Origin of the sequence: Kitasatospora sp. NPDC127035 (assembly GCF_042726075.1) — a bacterium.
Taxonomy (GTDB): domain Bacteria; phylum Actinomycetota; class Actinomycetes; order Streptomycetales; family Streptomycetaceae; genus Kitasatospora.
On the sequence record NZ_JBHXDN010000055.1, the window covers coordinates 1 to 14,280 of the forward strand.

Annotated in this window: 15 protein-coding genes and 1 riboswitch; of the genes, 2 read left to right on the forward strand and 13 right to left on the reverse strand. The window is 72.9% G+C overall.

The window, feature by feature from the left end:
• Positions 1 to 147 precede the first annotated feature (147 nt).
• The 5 genes from carA to pyrR are packed head-to-tail and all read right to left on the reverse strand — an operon-like array spanning position 148 to position 4,769.
• On the reverse strand, positions 148 to 1,305 hold the full coding sequence (gene carA, locus ACFWIC_RS29685; protein ID WP_329882215.1) for a glutamine-hydrolyzing carbamoyl-phosphate synthase small subunit: 1,158 nt from the start codon (positions 1,303 to 1,305) through the stop codon (positions 148 to 150).
• Positions 1,302 to 1,865, reverse strand: a complete 564-nt coding sequence (locus ACFWIC_RS29690; protein ID WP_329882216.1) for a hypothetical protein — start codon at positions 1,863 to 1,865, stop codon at positions 1,302 to 1,304. Before ACFWIC_RS29690 ends, carA begins: the two co-directional genes overlap by 4 nt.
• Positions 1,862 to 3,166, reverse strand: coding sequence for a dihydroorotase (locus ACFWIC_RS29695; RefSeq protein ID WP_329882217.1), 1,305 nt, complete (start codon positions 3,164 to 3,166; stop codon positions 1,862 to 1,864). The genes ACFWIC_RS29690 and ACFWIC_RS29695 overlap by 4 nt, the downstream gene beginning before the upstream one ends.
• Positions 3,163 to 4,140, reverse strand: coding sequence for an aspartate carbamoyltransferase catalytic subunit (locus tag ACFWIC_RS29700; protein WP_329882218.1), 978 nt, complete (start codon positions 4,138 to 4,140; stop codon positions 3,163 to 3,165). Before ACFWIC_RS29700 ends, ACFWIC_RS29695 begins: the two co-directional genes overlap by 4 nt.
• Before the next feature lie 5 nt (positions 4,141 to 4,145).
• Complete coding sequence (pyrR, locus tag ACFWIC_RS29705) at positions 4,146 to 4,769, reverse strand: bifunctional pyr operon transcriptional regulator/uracil phosphoribosyltransferase PyrR (RefSeq protein WP_329949855.1); 624 nt, start codon at positions 4,767 to 4,769, stop codon at positions 4,146 to 4,148.
• Positions 4,770 to 5,097: 328 nt separating this feature from the next.
• On the opposite strand from pyrR, the gene ACFWIC_RS29710 reads away from it, so the two are divergent.
• Positions 5,098 to 5,601 carry a transcriptional regulator gene (locus ACFWIC_RS29710; protein ID WP_045692870.1) on the forward strand — a complete coding sequence of 168 codons (504 nt, stop codon included), beginning with the start codon at positions 5,098 to 5,100 and terminating at the stop codon, positions 5,599 to 5,601.
• 201 nt (positions 5,602 to 5,802) lie between these two features.
• Here the strand turns inward: ACFWIC_RS29710 and ACFWIC_RS29715 are convergent, their stop codons facing one another.
• The 6 genes from ACFWIC_RS29715 to ACFWIC_RS29740 form a co-directional block, all read right to left on the reverse strand.
• Positions 5,803 to 6,762 (reverse strand): hypothetical protein, encoded by a 960-nt coding sequence (locus ACFWIC_RS29715; protein WP_380520429.1) that lies wholly within the window; start codon positions 6,760 to 6,762, stop codon positions 5,803 to 5,805.
• Positions 6,763 to 7,091: 329 nt separating this feature from the next.
• Complete coding sequence (locus ACFWIC_RS29720) at positions 7,092 to 7,937, reverse strand: thioesterase family protein (protein ID WP_380520430.1); 846 nt, start codon at positions 7,935 to 7,937, stop codon at positions 7,092 to 7,094.
• 161 nt (positions 7,938 to 8,098) lie between these two features.
• Positions 8,099 to 8,536, reverse strand: coding sequence for a transcription antitermination factor NusB (nusB, locus tag ACFWIC_RS29725; RefSeq protein WP_329882223.1), 438 nt, complete (start codon positions 8,534 to 8,536; stop codon positions 8,099 to 8,101).
• Positions 8,537 to 8,540: 4 nt separating this feature from the next.
• Positions 8,541 to 9,104: an elongation factor P gene (gene efp / locus ACFWIC_RS29730; RefSeq protein ID WP_329882225.1), complete on the reverse strand. Its 564-nt coding sequence runs from the start codon at positions 9,102 to 9,104 to the stop codon at positions 8,541 to 8,543.
• 55 nt (positions 9,105 to 9,159) lie between these two features.
• A complete protein-coding gene (locus ACFWIC_RS29735) occupies positions 9,160 to 10,266 on the reverse strand; it encodes an aminopeptidase P family protein (RefSeq protein ID WP_329949853.1) in 1,107 nt (368 codons plus the stop codon).
• 119 nt (positions 10,267 to 10,385) lie between these two features.
• Positions 10,386 to 11,546, reverse strand: coding sequence for a HoxN/HupN/NixA family nickel/cobalt transporter (locus tag ACFWIC_RS29740; protein ID WP_380520440.1), 1,161 nt, complete (start codon positions 11,544 to 11,546; stop codon positions 10,386 to 10,388).
• A 31-nt stretch (positions 11,547 to 11,577) separates the two neighbouring features.
• Positions 11,578 to 11,769: riboswitch (cobalamin riboswitch) on the reverse strand.
• Between the two features lie 81 nt (positions 11,770 to 11,850).
• On the opposite strand from ACFWIC_RS29740, the gene ACFWIC_RS29745 reads away from it, so the two are divergent.
• Positions 11,851 to 12,270, forward strand: a complete 420-nt coding sequence (locus ACFWIC_RS29745; RefSeq protein WP_329949852.1) for a metalloregulator ArsR/SmtB family transcription factor — start codon at positions 11,851 to 11,853, stop codon at positions 12,268 to 12,270.
• A gap of 117 nt (positions 12,271 to 12,387) precedes the next feature.
• On the opposite strand, the gene ACFWIC_RS29750 is transcribed toward ACFWIC_RS29745, so the two are convergent.
• Together ACFWIC_RS29750 and ACFWIC_RS29755 are read right to left on the reverse strand one after the other, a co-directional pair.
• A complete protein-coding gene (locus tag ACFWIC_RS29750; RefSeq protein ID WP_329949851.1) occupies positions 12,388 to 13,197 on the reverse strand; it encodes a DNA-formamidopyrimidine glycosylase family protein in 810 nt (269 codons plus the stop codon).
• Between the two features lie 126 nt (positions 13,198 to 13,323).
• Positions 13,324 to 14,247, reverse strand: a complete 924-nt coding sequence (locus tag ACFWIC_RS29755; protein WP_380355406.1) for an AAA family ATPase — start codon at positions 14,245 to 14,247, stop codon at positions 13,324 to 13,326.
• Positions 14,248 to 14,280: the final 33 nt, after the last annotated feature.

Sequence of the window (14,280 nt, forward strand, 5' to 3'; positions counted from 1 at the left end):
GCCGGGTTCGAGTTCACCAGCACCACCCGCAGACCCTCGGCCCGCAACACCCGGCACGCCTGCGTACCCGAGTAGTCGAACTCCGCCGCCTGACCGATCACGATCGGGCCGGAACCGATCACCAGAACGGACTTGATGTCACTGCGCTTAGGCACGCTGGCCCTCCATGAGCTTCACGAAGCGGTCGAACAGGTAGGCGGCGTCGTGCGGACCCGCTGCCGCTTCAGGGTGGTACTGCACGCTGAAGGCGGGGACGTCCAGGGCCTGGAGGCCCTCGACCACGTCGTCGTTGAGGCAGACGTGGGAGACCTCGACGCGCCCGAAGGGGGTGTCGCTCACCTTGTCCAGCGGTGCGTTCACGGCGAAGCCGTGGTTGTGCGCCGTGACCTCGACCTTGCCGGTGGTGCGGTCCTGCACCGGCTGGTTGATGCCGCGGTGGCCGTACTTGAGCTTGTACGTGCCGAAGCCCAGCGCGCGGCCGAGGATCTGGTTGCCGAAGCAGATCCCGAAGAACGGGGTCCTGCGCTCCAGCACCGCCTGCGCCACGGCGACCTGGTGGTCGGCGGTGGCCGGGTCGCCCGGGCCGTTGGAGAAGAAGACGCCGTCGGGGTTGACGGCGTAGACGTCCTCGACGGTCGAGTTCGCCGGCAGCACGTGCACCTCGATGCCGCGCTCGGCCATCCGCTGCGGGGTCATCGCCTTGATGCCGAGGTCCAGCGCGGCGACGGTGAAGCGCTTCTCACCGATCGCCGGGACCACGTACGACTCGGTCGTGGCGACCTCGGCGCACAGGTCGGCGCCCTTCATCTCGGCCGAGGACTGCACCCGGCCGAGCAGCTCGGCCTGGTCGGCCAGCGCCTCGCCGGAGAAGATCCCGCAGCGCATGGCGCCGCGCTCGCGCAGGTGGCGGGTGAGCGCCCGGGTGTCGATGCCGCTGATGCCGACGACGCCCTGTCGGACGAGCTCCTCGTCGAGCGGGCGGAGCGAGCGCCAGTTGGACGCGACGCGGGCGGGGTCGCGGACGACGTACCCGGCGACCCAGATCTGCTTGGACTCGTCGTCCTCGTCGTTCCAGCCGGTGTTGCCGATCTGCGGGGCGGTCATCACGACCACCTGGCGGTGGTACGACGGGTCGGTGAGGGTCTCCTGGTAGCCGGACATGCCGGTGTTGAAGACCGCCTCGCCGAAGGTCTCGCCGGTCGCACCGTAGGCCTCGCCGCGGAAGGTCCGGCCGTCCTCCAGGACGAGCACGGCGGGAATACGCTCCCGCCGTTGGCGCTGCGTGGTGGGGGCAGGTGCGGTCATTGCGCGGCCTCTTCCGTCTTCGTGGTCGTACGTGTGGCAAATCGAGCGATCGCCTCGACCCAGGCGGCGTGCTCGTCGGGGTGGTCGAACCGGAACCCGGAGTCCAGCTCGGTGCCCTCGTGCGTCCAGGAGACGACGAGGAGTCCGGACGGGACGACCTTGCCGGCTATCCCGGAGTCCGTACGGGCACCGGTCAGGTGGTCGGCGGGGATCCAGAAGTCGACGTCGCCGGGGCGCTGCACCAGCAGGCCGTTCGCGCCGAGGGTCAGGTCGGCGCGGCTGCGGGTGCCCAGGCCGTGCGCGACGACCCGGTCGAGCCAGTTCCCGGCGGTGGTGCTGCCGTGGTACCGGCCGCTGGTCTCCAGGATGGTCCGGCCGGCGCGCTCCGGCACGGCGGGCAGCGGCGGGATGCCGGACTGCAGCGTGCGGCGCCAGTTCCAGCCCTGGCGCATCAGCCAGTAGACGAGGCTGATCACCAGGAGCAGACCGATCGCCCAGCCGATGTAGCCGGGCCAGTTGGTGACCCTGGCCTGTTCCTGGGCCAGCAGGGCGGAGGTCACGCGAGCCCGCCCTGCTCGACCAGCTCGCCGGCCAGCACGGTCGCGGTGCCGCGCAGGAAGGTGGCGTGCACCCGTCCGGGCAGGTCGAGGCCCCGGTAGGGCGTGTTCCGGGAGCGGGTGGCGAAGCTGTCGGGATTCACGGCACCACGGTACGCGGGATCGAAGAGCACCAGGTTGGCGGGCTCACCCACCGAGATCGGCCGGCCGTGCCCGGCCAGACGGCCGATCCGGGCCGGGCGGTGCGACATCCGGTCGGCGACGCCCTCCCAGTTCAGCAGGCCGGTCTCGACCATCGTCTGCTGGACGACCGACAGCGCGGTCTCCAGGCCGACCATGCCCATCGCGGCCACGGCCCACTCGCAGTCCTTGTCCTCGGACGGGTGCGGCGCGTGGTCGGTGGCGACGGCGTCGATGGTGCCGTCGGCGAGCGCCTTGCGCAGCGCCTGGACGTCCTCGGCGGTGCGCAGCGGCGGGTTGACCTTGTACACCGGGTCGTAGGAGCGGACCAGCTCGTCGGTGAGCAGCAGGTGGTGCGGGGTCACCTCGGCGGTGACGTCCCAGCCCTTGGCCTTCGCCCAGCGGACGATCTCGACCGAGCCGGCGGTGGAGACGTGGCAGACGTGCAGCCGGGAGCCGACGTGCGCGGCGAGCAGCACGTCGCGGGCGATGATCGCCTCCTCGGCGACGGCGGGCCAGCCGCCCAGGCCGAGCTCGCCGGAGACCTGGCCCTCGTTCATCTGGGCGCCCTCGGTCAGGCGCGGCTCCTGGGCGTGCTGGGCGACGACGCCGTCGAAGGCCTTCACGTACTCCAGGGCGCGGCGCATGATCACGGCGTCGTCGACGCACTTGCCGTCGTCGGAGAAGACCCGGACACCGGCCGCGGAGTCGTGCATCGCGCCGAGCTCGGCGAGCTTCTTGCCCTCCAGGCCGACGGTGACGGCGCCGACCGGCTGCACGTCGCAGTAGCCGGACTCCTGGCCGAGCCGCCAGACCTGCTCGACCACGCCGGCGGTGTCGGCCACCGGGAAGGTGTTGGCCATGGCGTGGACGGCGGTGAAGCCGCCCTTGGCGGCGGCCTGGGTGCCGGTGAGGACGGTCTCGGCGTCCTCGCGGCCGGGCTCCCGCAGGTGGGTGTGCAGATCGACCAGGCCGGGCAGGACGATCAGCCCGCCGGCGTCGATCTCGATGTCGACCTCGGCGTCGAGGCCGGTGCCGATCGCCTGGACGATGCCGTCGGCGAGGTGGAGGTCCTGCGGGGCACCGCCGAGGATCTGGGCGTTGCGGATCAGGTAGGTGGTCACTGAGCAGTCTCCACGGAGTCGGTGCGGGGGGCGTCGTTGAGGGTGGCTCCGCCGAGCAGCAGGTAGAGCACGGCCATCCGGATGGAGACGCCGTTGGCGACCTGCTCGACGACGGTGCAGCGCGGCGAGTCGGCGACCTCGGCGGTGATCTCCATGCCGCGGACCATCGGGCCGGGGTGCATGACGATGGCGTGCCCGGGCAGCTGGGCCATCCGGGCTCCGTTGAGGCCGTAGCGGCGGCTGTACTCGCGCTCGGTCGGGAAGAAGGCGGCGTTCATCCGCTCGCGCTGCACCCGGAGCATCATCACGGCGTCCGACTTGGGGAGCACGCTCTCCAGGTCGTAGCTGACCTCGCAGGGCCAGTTCTCGATGCCGATCGGCAGCAGCGTCGGCGGGGCGACGAAGGTGACGTGGGCGCCGAGCGTGGTCAGCAGGTGCACGTTGGAGCGGGCGACCCGGCTGTGCAGGATGTCGCCGACGATGGTCACCCGGCGGCCCGCGAGGTCGTGGCCGTGGCCCGGGTTGAGGTGGCGGCGCATGGTGAACGCGTCGAGCAGCGCCTGGGTGGGGTGCTCGTGGGTGCCGTCACCGGCGTTGATCACGCTGCCGTGCAGCCAGTCGGACTGGGCGAGGCGGGCCGGCGCGCCGGAGGCGTGGTGCCGGATGACGACCGCGTCGGCGCCCATGGCCTGCAGGGTGAGCGCGGTGTCCTTGAGGCTCTCGCCCTTGGAGACGGACGAGCCCTTGGCGGAGAAGTTGATGACGTCGGCGGAGAGCCGCTTCTCGGCGGCCTCGAAGGAGGTCTTGGTCCGGGTCGAGTCCTCGAAGAAGAGGTTGACGACCGTCCGGCCGCGGAGCGTGGGCAGCTTCTTGACGGCCCGACCGGAGAGCTGGGCCAGCTCCTCGGCGGTGTCCAGAATGAGCAGCGCGTCGTCGCGGGTGAGATCGGCGGCGGAGACGAGGTGGCGCTTCACGCGGGCTACTCCGGGAGGTGCGGTGCGGACGGCTGGGCGGCCAGGGCCTGCGAGGAGCGGGCCGCGAAGTCGCGGTCCCCGACCAGGACGGCGTCCACGCCGTCGCGGTCGGCGAGCCGCACCTGGACGGCCTCGCGCAGCGAGGTGGGCAGGTTCTTGCCCACGTAGTCGGCGCGGATCGGCAGCTCGCGGTGGCCGCGGTCGACCAGGACGGCGAGCTGGACGGCGCGCGGCCGGCCGATGTCGTTGAGCGCGTCGAGCGCGGCCCGGATGGTGCGGCCGGAGAAGAGCACGTCGTCGACGAGGATGACGAGTCTGCCGTCGATGCCGCCGGGCGGGATCTCGGTGTGCTCCAGGGCGCGGGCGGGCTTCAGCCGCAGGTCGTCCCGGTACATGGTGATGTCCAGGGTGCCGAGCGGGATGTCGCGTCCGGTGATCTGGGCCAGCCGGGTGTGCAGGCGCTTGGCGAGGTGGACGCCCCTGGTGTGGATGCCGAGCAGCACGACGTCCTCGGCGCCCTTGGCGCGTTCGACGATCTCGTGCGCTATCCGGGTGACGACCCGGGCGATGTCCGTGCCGTCCAGCACCTGGTGCGGCGGTCGCGGAGCGGTCTCGTGGTGTGCGGTCATGCCGAAGCGGACCTCCTTCCCCGCCTCACGGGACGGGTCTTAAAGGATGTCTGGAAGGGCCCCGCCGACGCGGCGTGGCCTCGGTTCATCGTATCAGCGCGGCCGCCGGCTAACCGACGTCCATCATTCCGCTTCTCCGGGTTCACGCGCCGGACGCACGGCTGATGCGGGCCATTCGCACGACTGCCCCATTCGGCTTGACGCAACTACCTCACTCTACGTAACCTCACAGTGAGTTACGAGATGGGCGTCGAACCTACCGGTAGCGACGCCGGCAATCGCCCGTGACCCACCACTGAACGCGAAGCAATCTCGTCCGGGGAGATCAATGTCCAGCGACTACGCGAAGCAGCTCGGAGGCAAGCTCCGAGCCATCCGCACTCAGCAGGGGCTCTCCCTGCACGGTGTCGAGGAGAAGTCCCAGGGGCGCTGGAAGGCAGTCGTCGTCGGCTCGTACGAGCGCGGCGACCGTGCGGTCACCGTGCAGCGGCTGGCCGAACTGGCGGAGTTCTACGGGGTCCCGGTGCAGGAGCTGCTGCCCGGCGGGACGCCCGGCGGTGCGGCGGAGCCGCCGCCGCGCCTGGTCCTCGACCTGGAGAGACTGACCCAGGTCCCGTCCGAAAAGGCCGGTCCGCTGCAGCGTTACGCGGCGACCATCCAGAGCCAGCGCGGCGACTACAACGGCAAGGTGCTGTCGATCCGCCAGGACGATCTGCGCACCCTCGCCGTGATCTACGACCAGTCGCCGTCGATCCTCACCGAGCAGCTGATCTCCTGGGGTGTGCTCAACCCCGACGCGCGCCGCGCGGTGCGCGAGGAGGAGGCGGGCTGAGGCTGGCCGCACCGTCTCCCGCCGCCGCGGGAGACCGGAAGTACCCGAAGCAGCGGCCGGGTCAGTACCCAGCAGAAACGTCACGGCGCGGCTCCCCTTCCGGGAGCCGCGCCGCGGCGCGTCCTCGGCGACGCCGCACCGGCCGCCCCGGCTTCCGCCCCACCGGCCCGCCGCCCCCCGGCGGGCCGCTCGGCGGACCGCTCAGCAGACCGTCTCCAGCCGGTAGCCCGGCTCCGCGGCCACCCCGTCCAGCCGGACCGGGCCGCCCGCCGGCGCCCACACCCGGCCCTCGCTCGCCCAGGCCCAGGCCGTCGGCCGGTACTCCCCGCAGGACGCCGCAGAGCCCTGCGCGCCGTGCAGCACCGCCAGGGCCGGCAGCTCGCGGGCCAGCCCCGTGCAGAGCACCGCGCAGAGCAGCTCCAGGTCCTCGTCGTTGATCCGCACCACACCGTCCTCCCACTGGAGGACCCGGGCCGCCGCGGTGAGCCGTCCGCCGGGCGCGTCCACCGCGAGGCGCAGTTCGTAGACCCCGCTGCCGGCGCCGAGCAGCATCCGGCGGAACACCTCGGCGCCGCGCTCGTAGGCCGCCTGCACCGCCTCGTCGCGCTCCCCGTACAGCCCGCCGTCGAGCAGGAGGTCGGCATGGCGCAGCGTCAGCCCGTTCTCCCGGGCCCGGACCAGCCGGGGGACGTAGTCGCCGACCAGTTCCTCACCCTGGTAGGCCAGGAGCTGGGTCTGCAGCGGCGGGTTGACGAGGTACCGGTCGCGGGCGGCCGGCTCGGCCGGGTCGAGCCCGTGCAGCAGACAGAAGTCGGCGAAGTCCTGCGGGTGGAACATCCGGGCCCGGACGGTGTCGAAGCGGCGCCGGGCCTCGGCGAGCAGTTCGGCGGTCTCGTGCAGGTACTGCTCGTGGTCCGGGGCGTCGGAGAGCTGCCAGTCGCGGGCCCGCTCGAAGTCGGCCGCGCTGGCCAGCACGCCGATGACGAAGGCCTGGCCGCCGTTGTCGGCCCGGTGCCGGTCGCGTCCCTCGATCCGCTCGTGCCCCTCGGTCCGCTCCGCCCGGTCCGCCCGCTCGGCCCGCTCGTACCGGGAGCGCGCCCGCGGCCGGGGACCGGCGGCGGTGCAGTCGGGGGTGCGGCGGGCGCGGCCGTTGCGGCTCATCGGGACTCCTCGGGCGGGCGGGCGGCGGTCGGGTCGGCGGCGGGGGTCGCCGCCGACCGTTGTCCTCCCCAACCCCGCGTGGCGCACACGTACGGCGTGTCACAGGACTGTAACCGAGGGTGAATCGGGTGTTTGGAGTCACGCACGGTTGTGCGGACGGGCCGTCACGCCCCGCGCATCCGGCTCACGCGCCGTCGCTCGGTCACGCCTCGTACTGGCTCGATCACTCCGAGCTCAGGAGAACCGGCGCACTCGACCGGCCTCGCGCCGGCCTGCCCACTCCGCACGCCGGGCGCTCCGACACGACCGCGCGCCCGTCCCGTACAGCCTCACGCCTGGCGCGGCACCCGGGCCAACTGGCGGGACTGCGCGACCAGTCGGCCGGCCTCGTCCCAGACCTCGGCGTCCTCCTCGAAGTACCCGCCGGCCAGGTTCCGGGTGGCGTGCACGACCCGCAGCCACCCCGGAACGGGCTTGGCCCGCAGGTGCACGGTCAGTTCGACGGTCGGCGCCCAGCCCGGCATGCCGAGGTCGAAGGTGACCGGCGGCAGCGCGTCGGCGACCAGCAGGAGGAGCAGCGGGTCGGGCTCGCGCCCGTCGGCGAGCCGGAACCATCCCTGGATCCGCCCCTCCCCCGACGGCTGACCGAGCGCCCAACCGATGGTGGACGGGTCGAGCCGCATGTCGAACCGCTCCAACAGGGCGGCCTGCGCGATGAGTTCCTTGGGCGCGTGCTCGACGCCGACGCACTGGTCCGGCGGCGGCAGCTGGGGCGGCCGGGCGCTGGTGCGCACCTCGCCCTCGACCGCGGCGAGGTCGCCGTGGGTGGCGATCACCCGCAGCCGCTCGACGCCGTCCTGGCTGAGCGAGGCGGTGCCGGTGGAGAGCGAGCGGCCGGTGCGGATCACCTCGGTCCGGACGGTGGCCGGGCCGGGCGTGGAGGCGGAGAGGTAGTAACCGCTGATCGAGACCGGGTCGGCGTGGTCGGCGCTCTCCGGGCGGGAACCGTGCTCCAGCGCGAGCGCGTGGCCGGCCACCGCGAGAAGCAGTCCGCCGTTGACGCCGCCGCCGATCTGCCAGCCGGCGCCGAGTTCGCCCTCGTACCGGCCGGACTCGTCCGGATGCGGGGTCAGCGCGATGCCCTGGTCGAACTCGCTGCGGATCGCCGTGGTCATGGGGGGTGGCCTGCCCTTCGCTGCGGGGTCGCCGACGGGCGTGGGCCGCCGGCGCACCGGGTTACTGGCGAGTAGGGCACCAACATACGCCACCACGGGAGAACGCACGACGGCCGTCGGACCGTTCCCGGTCCGACGGCCGTCGGTGACGTGGGGAGCCGCTACCGGCGGATGCCGGGCTTCAGCTCCATGAAGCGGGCGAGCAGGCCGTTGACGAAGGCCGGGGAGTCGTCCGTGGAGAACTCCTTGGCGATCTCGACCGCCTCGTCCAGGACGACCGCGTCAGGGACGCCGTCCTCCCAGATCAGCTCGTACGCGCCGAGCCGCAGGACGTTGCGGTCCACGATCGGCATCCGGTCGAGCGTCCAGCCGACCGAGTACTGCGAGATCAGCTCGTCGATGCGGCGGGCGTACTGGACGTAGCCCTCGACCAGCTCCATCGTGTACTCGCCCACCTGCGGGGTGCCCTCGTCCGGCTTGGGCTCCCGGGCCCGGGCCACCCAGTCGGCGAGGACCGTCAGCGGGTCGACCCCACGGTGGTCGGCCTCGAACAGGATCTGGAAGGCTCGCGTGCGGGCCTTGGTGCGTGCGGACGACACGGACTTACTTCACCCGGCCGAGGTAGCTGCCGTCGCGGGTGTCGACCTTGATCTTCTCGCCGGTGACGATGAAGAGCGGGACGGCGATCTCGGCGCCGGTCTCCAGCGTGGCCGGCTTGGAGCCACCGGTGGAGCGGTCGCCCTGCACGCCCGGCTCGGTGTGCGAGATGAGCAGCTCGACCGAGGCCGGCAGCTCGATGTACAGGGGGGCGCCCTCGTACATGGCGACCAGGGCCTCGAAGCCCTCCAGCAGGTACTTGGAGGCGTCGCCGACGACGGCCGGCTCGACCGGGATCTGGTCGTAGGTGTCCGTGTCCATGAACACGAAGTTCTCGCCGTCCTTGTACGAGAACTGCATGCCGCGCTTGTCGACGTTGGCGGTCTCGACCTTGGTACCGGCGTTGAAGGTCTTGTCGACGACCTTGCCCGTCAGGACCTCCTTGAGCTTGGTGCGCACGAAGGCCGGGCCCTTGCCGGGCTTGACGTGCTGGAACTCGACGACGGACCAGAGCTTGCCGCCCTCCAGCTTGAGGACCATGCCGTTCTTGAGATCGTTCGTGGAAGCCACGGGCGCACTTACTCCTGGATATAGCTGTCAAGGAACCAAGGGGTTGCGTCCTGGGTCACAGGGCGAGGAGCTCCTTGGTGGTGATGGTGAGCAGCTCGGGCCCGCCCTCCTCAAGGGGGCGCACCACGAGCGTGTCCTCGATCCGGACGCCTCCCCGGCCCGGGAGGTGGACTCCTGGACCGACGGTGACCGGCACGCGGCTGTCCAGTTTACCCATGTCCGAGGGACCGAGGCGCGGCGCCTCCCGGATCTCCAGACCGATGCCGTGACCGACCGGGCGCGGAGAGGTCTCGGTGTGCCCCGCCGCCTTGAGGATCTCCCGCACGGCCCGGTCGGGCACACACTGCTCGACGCCCGGTCCGAGCGCCTCCCGGCCGGCCCGCTGGGCGCGGAACACCAGCCGGTGCAGCTCCACCTGCCAGGGCGCGGGGGCCGCTCCGATCACGAAGGTCCGGGCCGTCGACACCCCGTACCCGCGGTACCGCGCGCCGAGCACCACGGTCAGGAAGTCGCCCTCCTCCACCCTCCGGTCGGTGGGCTGGTGCGCCTGCTGGCCCGAGTGGCTGCCGGTGCCGACCGAGACCGGGAAGGCCGCCCGGTCCGCGCCGTGGTCGATCATCCGGCGTTCGAGCTCCATCGCCAGGTGCCGCTCGGTCCGGCCGACCAGGATCGACTCCAGCAGCTCGCCGAGCGCCTGGTCGGCGATCTCGGCCGCGATCCGCAGGTCGGCGATCTCGTGCTCGTCCTTCACCACCCGCAGCCGCTCCACCGCCTGGCCCAGGTCACCGAGCCGCGCCCCCTCGGCCAGACCCGCCACCGCCCGGTGCCGGGCGACGGTCAGGTCGTGCTCCTCGACCGCCAGCCGTCCCACCCGCAGCCCCGCCACGGAGGCGGCGGCGGCCAGCGCGGTGTCGGCACCCGCCGCGACCGGCACCTGGGTGACGTCCGGGGCGATCAGGTGCTCCCCCGTGTCGTCCGGCGGCAGGTCGTCCGGCAGTGTCAGCAGCACCTGATCCCGGGTGAGCAGCAGCGTCGCGCCGCACGGCGGGCACCCGGTCAGGTACCGCACGTTCGCCGCCCTGGTGATCAGCGCCGCGTCGGCCCCGGTCGCACTGCAGTGCTCCCGCAACCGCTCCCGCCGGCCCGCGTACGCATCAGACATGGGTCGAGCGTACGAACCCGCACCCCGATCCGCCCGCCGAACGCCCCCACCCGGGCACGCGGGCGGCGCCCGCCGGACCCGTGGAGGGGTCCGGCGGGCGCCGTCCGGTCCCGCGTCGGCTACGAGCCGTCGCCGGCCGGCTCGACGATCGGTCCGGCGGCCAGCACCGGCCGGACCGCCTGCGGGCTCCACTTCCGCTCGACACCCGCCAGCCGCCAGTACGCGATGGCCGCGGCCCAGACCACCACGAACAGCGCGACGATCGCGTAGCCGACGTTGTCCAGCGAGATCTCCGCGACCCAGCCGCTCACCGGGTCGGTGAGGTCGAGCTTCTCGTGCAGCACCCCGACCAGCTCGATCGTCCCGATGATGAACGCCACCGCGATCGACAGCCCGGTGATGGTCAGGTTGTAGTACACCTTCCGCACCGGGTTGGAGAACGCCCACTGGTAGGCGAAGTTCATGAACGTGCCGTCCAGCGTGTCGAACAGGCTCATCCCGGCCGCGAACAGCAGCGGCAGGCAGATGATCGCGTACCAGGGCAGGCCGGAGGCGGCGCCGGAGCCGGCCATCACCATCAGCGACACCTCGGTCGCGGTGTCGAAGCCCAGGCCCAGCACCATGCCGACCGGGAACATCTGCCCCGGCCGGGTGATCGAACGGGTCGCCCGGTTGAGCACCCGGGCCAGGAGGCCCCGCGCGTTCAGGTGCTCCTCCAGCTCGGCCTCGTCGTACCGCCCGGCGCGCATCGAGCGGAACACCTTGAGGATGCCGAACAGCGCGGCCAGGTTGAGCGCGCCGATCAGGTAGAGGAAGACGCCGGAGGCCGAGGTGCCGACCACGCCCAGCCACTGGTGGGTGGTGGACTCGTCGTCCATCAGCGTGCCGGCGAGCTGGGCGCCGCCCGCGACCAGGGCCGCCATCAGCACGACCATCGAGGAGTGCCCGAGGGCGAACCAGAAGCCCACCGAGACCGGCCGCTTGCCGTCCGCCATGAGCTTGCGGGTGGTGTTGTCGATCACCGCGATGTGGTCGGCGTCGAAGGCGTGCCGCATACCGAGGGTGTAGGCGGTGATGCCCAGGCCCACACCGAAGACCTGGGTTCCGACCTCGTACTTCTCCGGCGCGACCAGGAAGATCAGGGTGCCGAAGGCCACCACGTGCATGGCCAGGATCACGCCCATCAGGCCGGCCGTGCGGAGGGTGTCCGCCCGTCTCCAGCGGAAGGTCGGCAGGGCGGCGGACACTGCGGGATCGGCGGCGGTCTCGGGCAGGGTCATCGTGGGATCACGCTCCAGCACCTCGTGGAAATACCTCGTGAGATGCCGTGGCCGGTCTCCTGGCTTACGGGCTTCCGTACCCGCCTTCCCAGGTGCGCGAGGCACCCAGTGGCGTCGTGGGCACGGACGACTCCCCCGATCACAGTGGCGAGGGCCGCTCCGGACTGGGACCCCTGGGGGTCCTCCACCGGTCTTCCCGAGCACCACGGCGGGGATCAACGTAGAGGTCCCCGAACACCCGTGCAAGGCTGCGCACCTGCGCAGGTGTCAAGGATCACAGGTCGCCGGCTGCAAGAATGCGGGCATGCATCTCGTACCGGCCGACCGCGCGGGCCATCGCACCATCGACGGACACCGGGTCTGCGAGGCGATCGCGGCGATCGGCGACACCGGCCACGTCCGCGCCTGGGCCGAGCGGTTCTCCCTGCTCGCCGACCCCGGGCGGCTCTCCCTGCTGCTCGCCCTGCACCGGGCCGGTCCCCTGGCCGTCAGCGACCTGGCGGTCGCCACCGGCATGCGCGACCCGGCCGTCTCGCAGGCACTGCGCCTGCTGCGCACCGCCGCCGTGGTGGCCGGGGAGAAGGACGGACGTGTGGTGCGCTACCGGCTTGTGGACGAGGCCATGCGCCCCCTGCTCGACGAGTGCGCCGGTGACGAGCACGTCGAGTTCCCCGACCAGCCGGCCGACGGGGTGGAGCCCGGGAGCGCCGCCGCGGCCGGCTGACCGACCGGCCGGGCAGGGGGGCAACCCCGGGTCCGCACCCCGGGCGACGGCAGAGCGGCACCCCGGTCGGCTGCCGGGCGGCTCCGCCCCGGAGCCCCCGTCAGCTGCCCGGAACGGCTACGCCCGCTGGCAGGACGGGCACCAGAAGAGGTTCCGCGCCGCGTGCTCCTCGGTCCGGACGTCGGTGCCGCAGACCAGACACGGCATCGCGGCCCGCCGGTACACGTAGACCTCGCCGCCGTGGTCGTCCACGCGCGGCGGGCGGCCCATCGCCTCCGGGGTGTGCTCCGGCCGGACGGTGTCGATCCGGCCCGCGCCGACACCCTCGTGCATCAGCGCGACCAGGTCCGTCCAGATCGCGTCCCACTCGGCGCGGCGAAGGTCGCGGCCGGCCCGGTGCGGGTCGATGCCGTGCCGGAACAGCACCTCGGCGCGGTAGACGTTGCCGACCCCCGCCAGCACCTTCTGGTCCATCAGCAGCGCCGCGACCGTCGTCCGGCTGCCGGATATCCGCCGCCAGGCGAGCTCCGGATCGGCATCGCCCCGCAGGGGGTCGGGGCCGAGCCGGGCGGCGACGGCCGCCTTCTCCGCACCGGTGATCAGCGCGCAGGTGTTGGGGCCGCGGAGGTCGGCGAAGTGGTCGTCGTTCTCCAGGCGCAGCCGGACCAGGCCGACCGGCACCGGAGCGGGCCCGTCGCCGAAGGTGAAGCCGCCGTACAGCCCGAGGTGGACGTGCACCCACGCGTCGTCCGCGAAGCCGAGGAACAGGTGCTTCCCGGTGGCCTCCGCCGCGACCAGCTCCTGGCCGTCGATCAGCGCGGCGCTGTCGGTGAACCGGCCCTGCGGGCTGCTGGCGCGGACCGGACGGCCGCCGAAGGCCCGGTGGTTCTCGGCGGCGAGACGGTGGATGATGTGGCCTTCCGGCACGGGCGCGGCTCCCCCCGGTGGTTCGATCAGGACCCGTCCATCATCGCAGTCGGCACCGACAGGCCGGCCGCGACGACGGAGGGCCGCACGGACCGGAGGGCCGCACGGACCGGCCGGACGGGCCGCTCAGCGCACCGGGATGCCCAGCAGCCGGGCCAGGATCACCCGGTCCAGCTCGGCGGCGGTCGCCGCGACGTCCAGGTGGGAGTTGTCGATGATCGGCAGCCCGGAGTTGTACCAGCCGGCCATCCGGCCGTGGATCCGGGCCACCTCCTCGTCCCCGAGCCGCCGGTTGCCGCCCCGCCGGGCGTTGCGGCTGAGCACCGAGTCCAGGCTGGGCAGCAGCACCACCGGGATCATGCCGGGCCCGATGTGCCGCTTCCAGCCGCCGAGGCCGATCGCCGGGCGGTCGGGGAAGACCGCGTCGTCGATGATGCAGGAGATGCCGTTGGCGAGGTAGTTGCGGCAGGCGAAGCCGCACGTCCGGCGGGCCAGCCGGTACTGCGCCTCGGAGGCGTTGTTCCAGCCGGACTGCGGGTTGGCGAAGCCGGACTGCACCCACTCGCGGACGTCGTCGAGGCTGATGTGCGCGGTCGGGCTGGGGCGCCGCTCGGCCCAGTGCCGCGCGACGGTGGTCTTGCCCGCCCCGGCAGGGCCGATCAGCAGGACCGCGATCGGGCCGGAGGGCGCGTGCGGCTGCGGCGGGTGCGCCGGGAGCTGGACGGGCGAGCCGGAGGGCAGCAGGAAGTGCCCGGTGGCGCCGGCCGGTACCGGGGCCGGGGCGGGGGCCAGCCGCACCGGCGGCGGACCTGAGGGTCCCGGGGCGGGCACGGAGGCCGGGCCGGGCGCGGGCGGCACCGGGGGCGGACCGGCCGGCGGGCCCGTGGGCGGCCCGGGCCGGACCACCGGCACGGGTACGGTCGGCGGCCCCGACAGGGAGTCCTGCGAGGACGCGGACGAGACCGGCCCGGCGGCGCTACCGGGACCCGGCGGGACCGGCGGAGCGACGGGACGTGGGGGGAGCCCGCCATCCCCGGTGTACTGCGTCACGGTCACCTCCCGACTTCTTTTCAGCGGGGACAC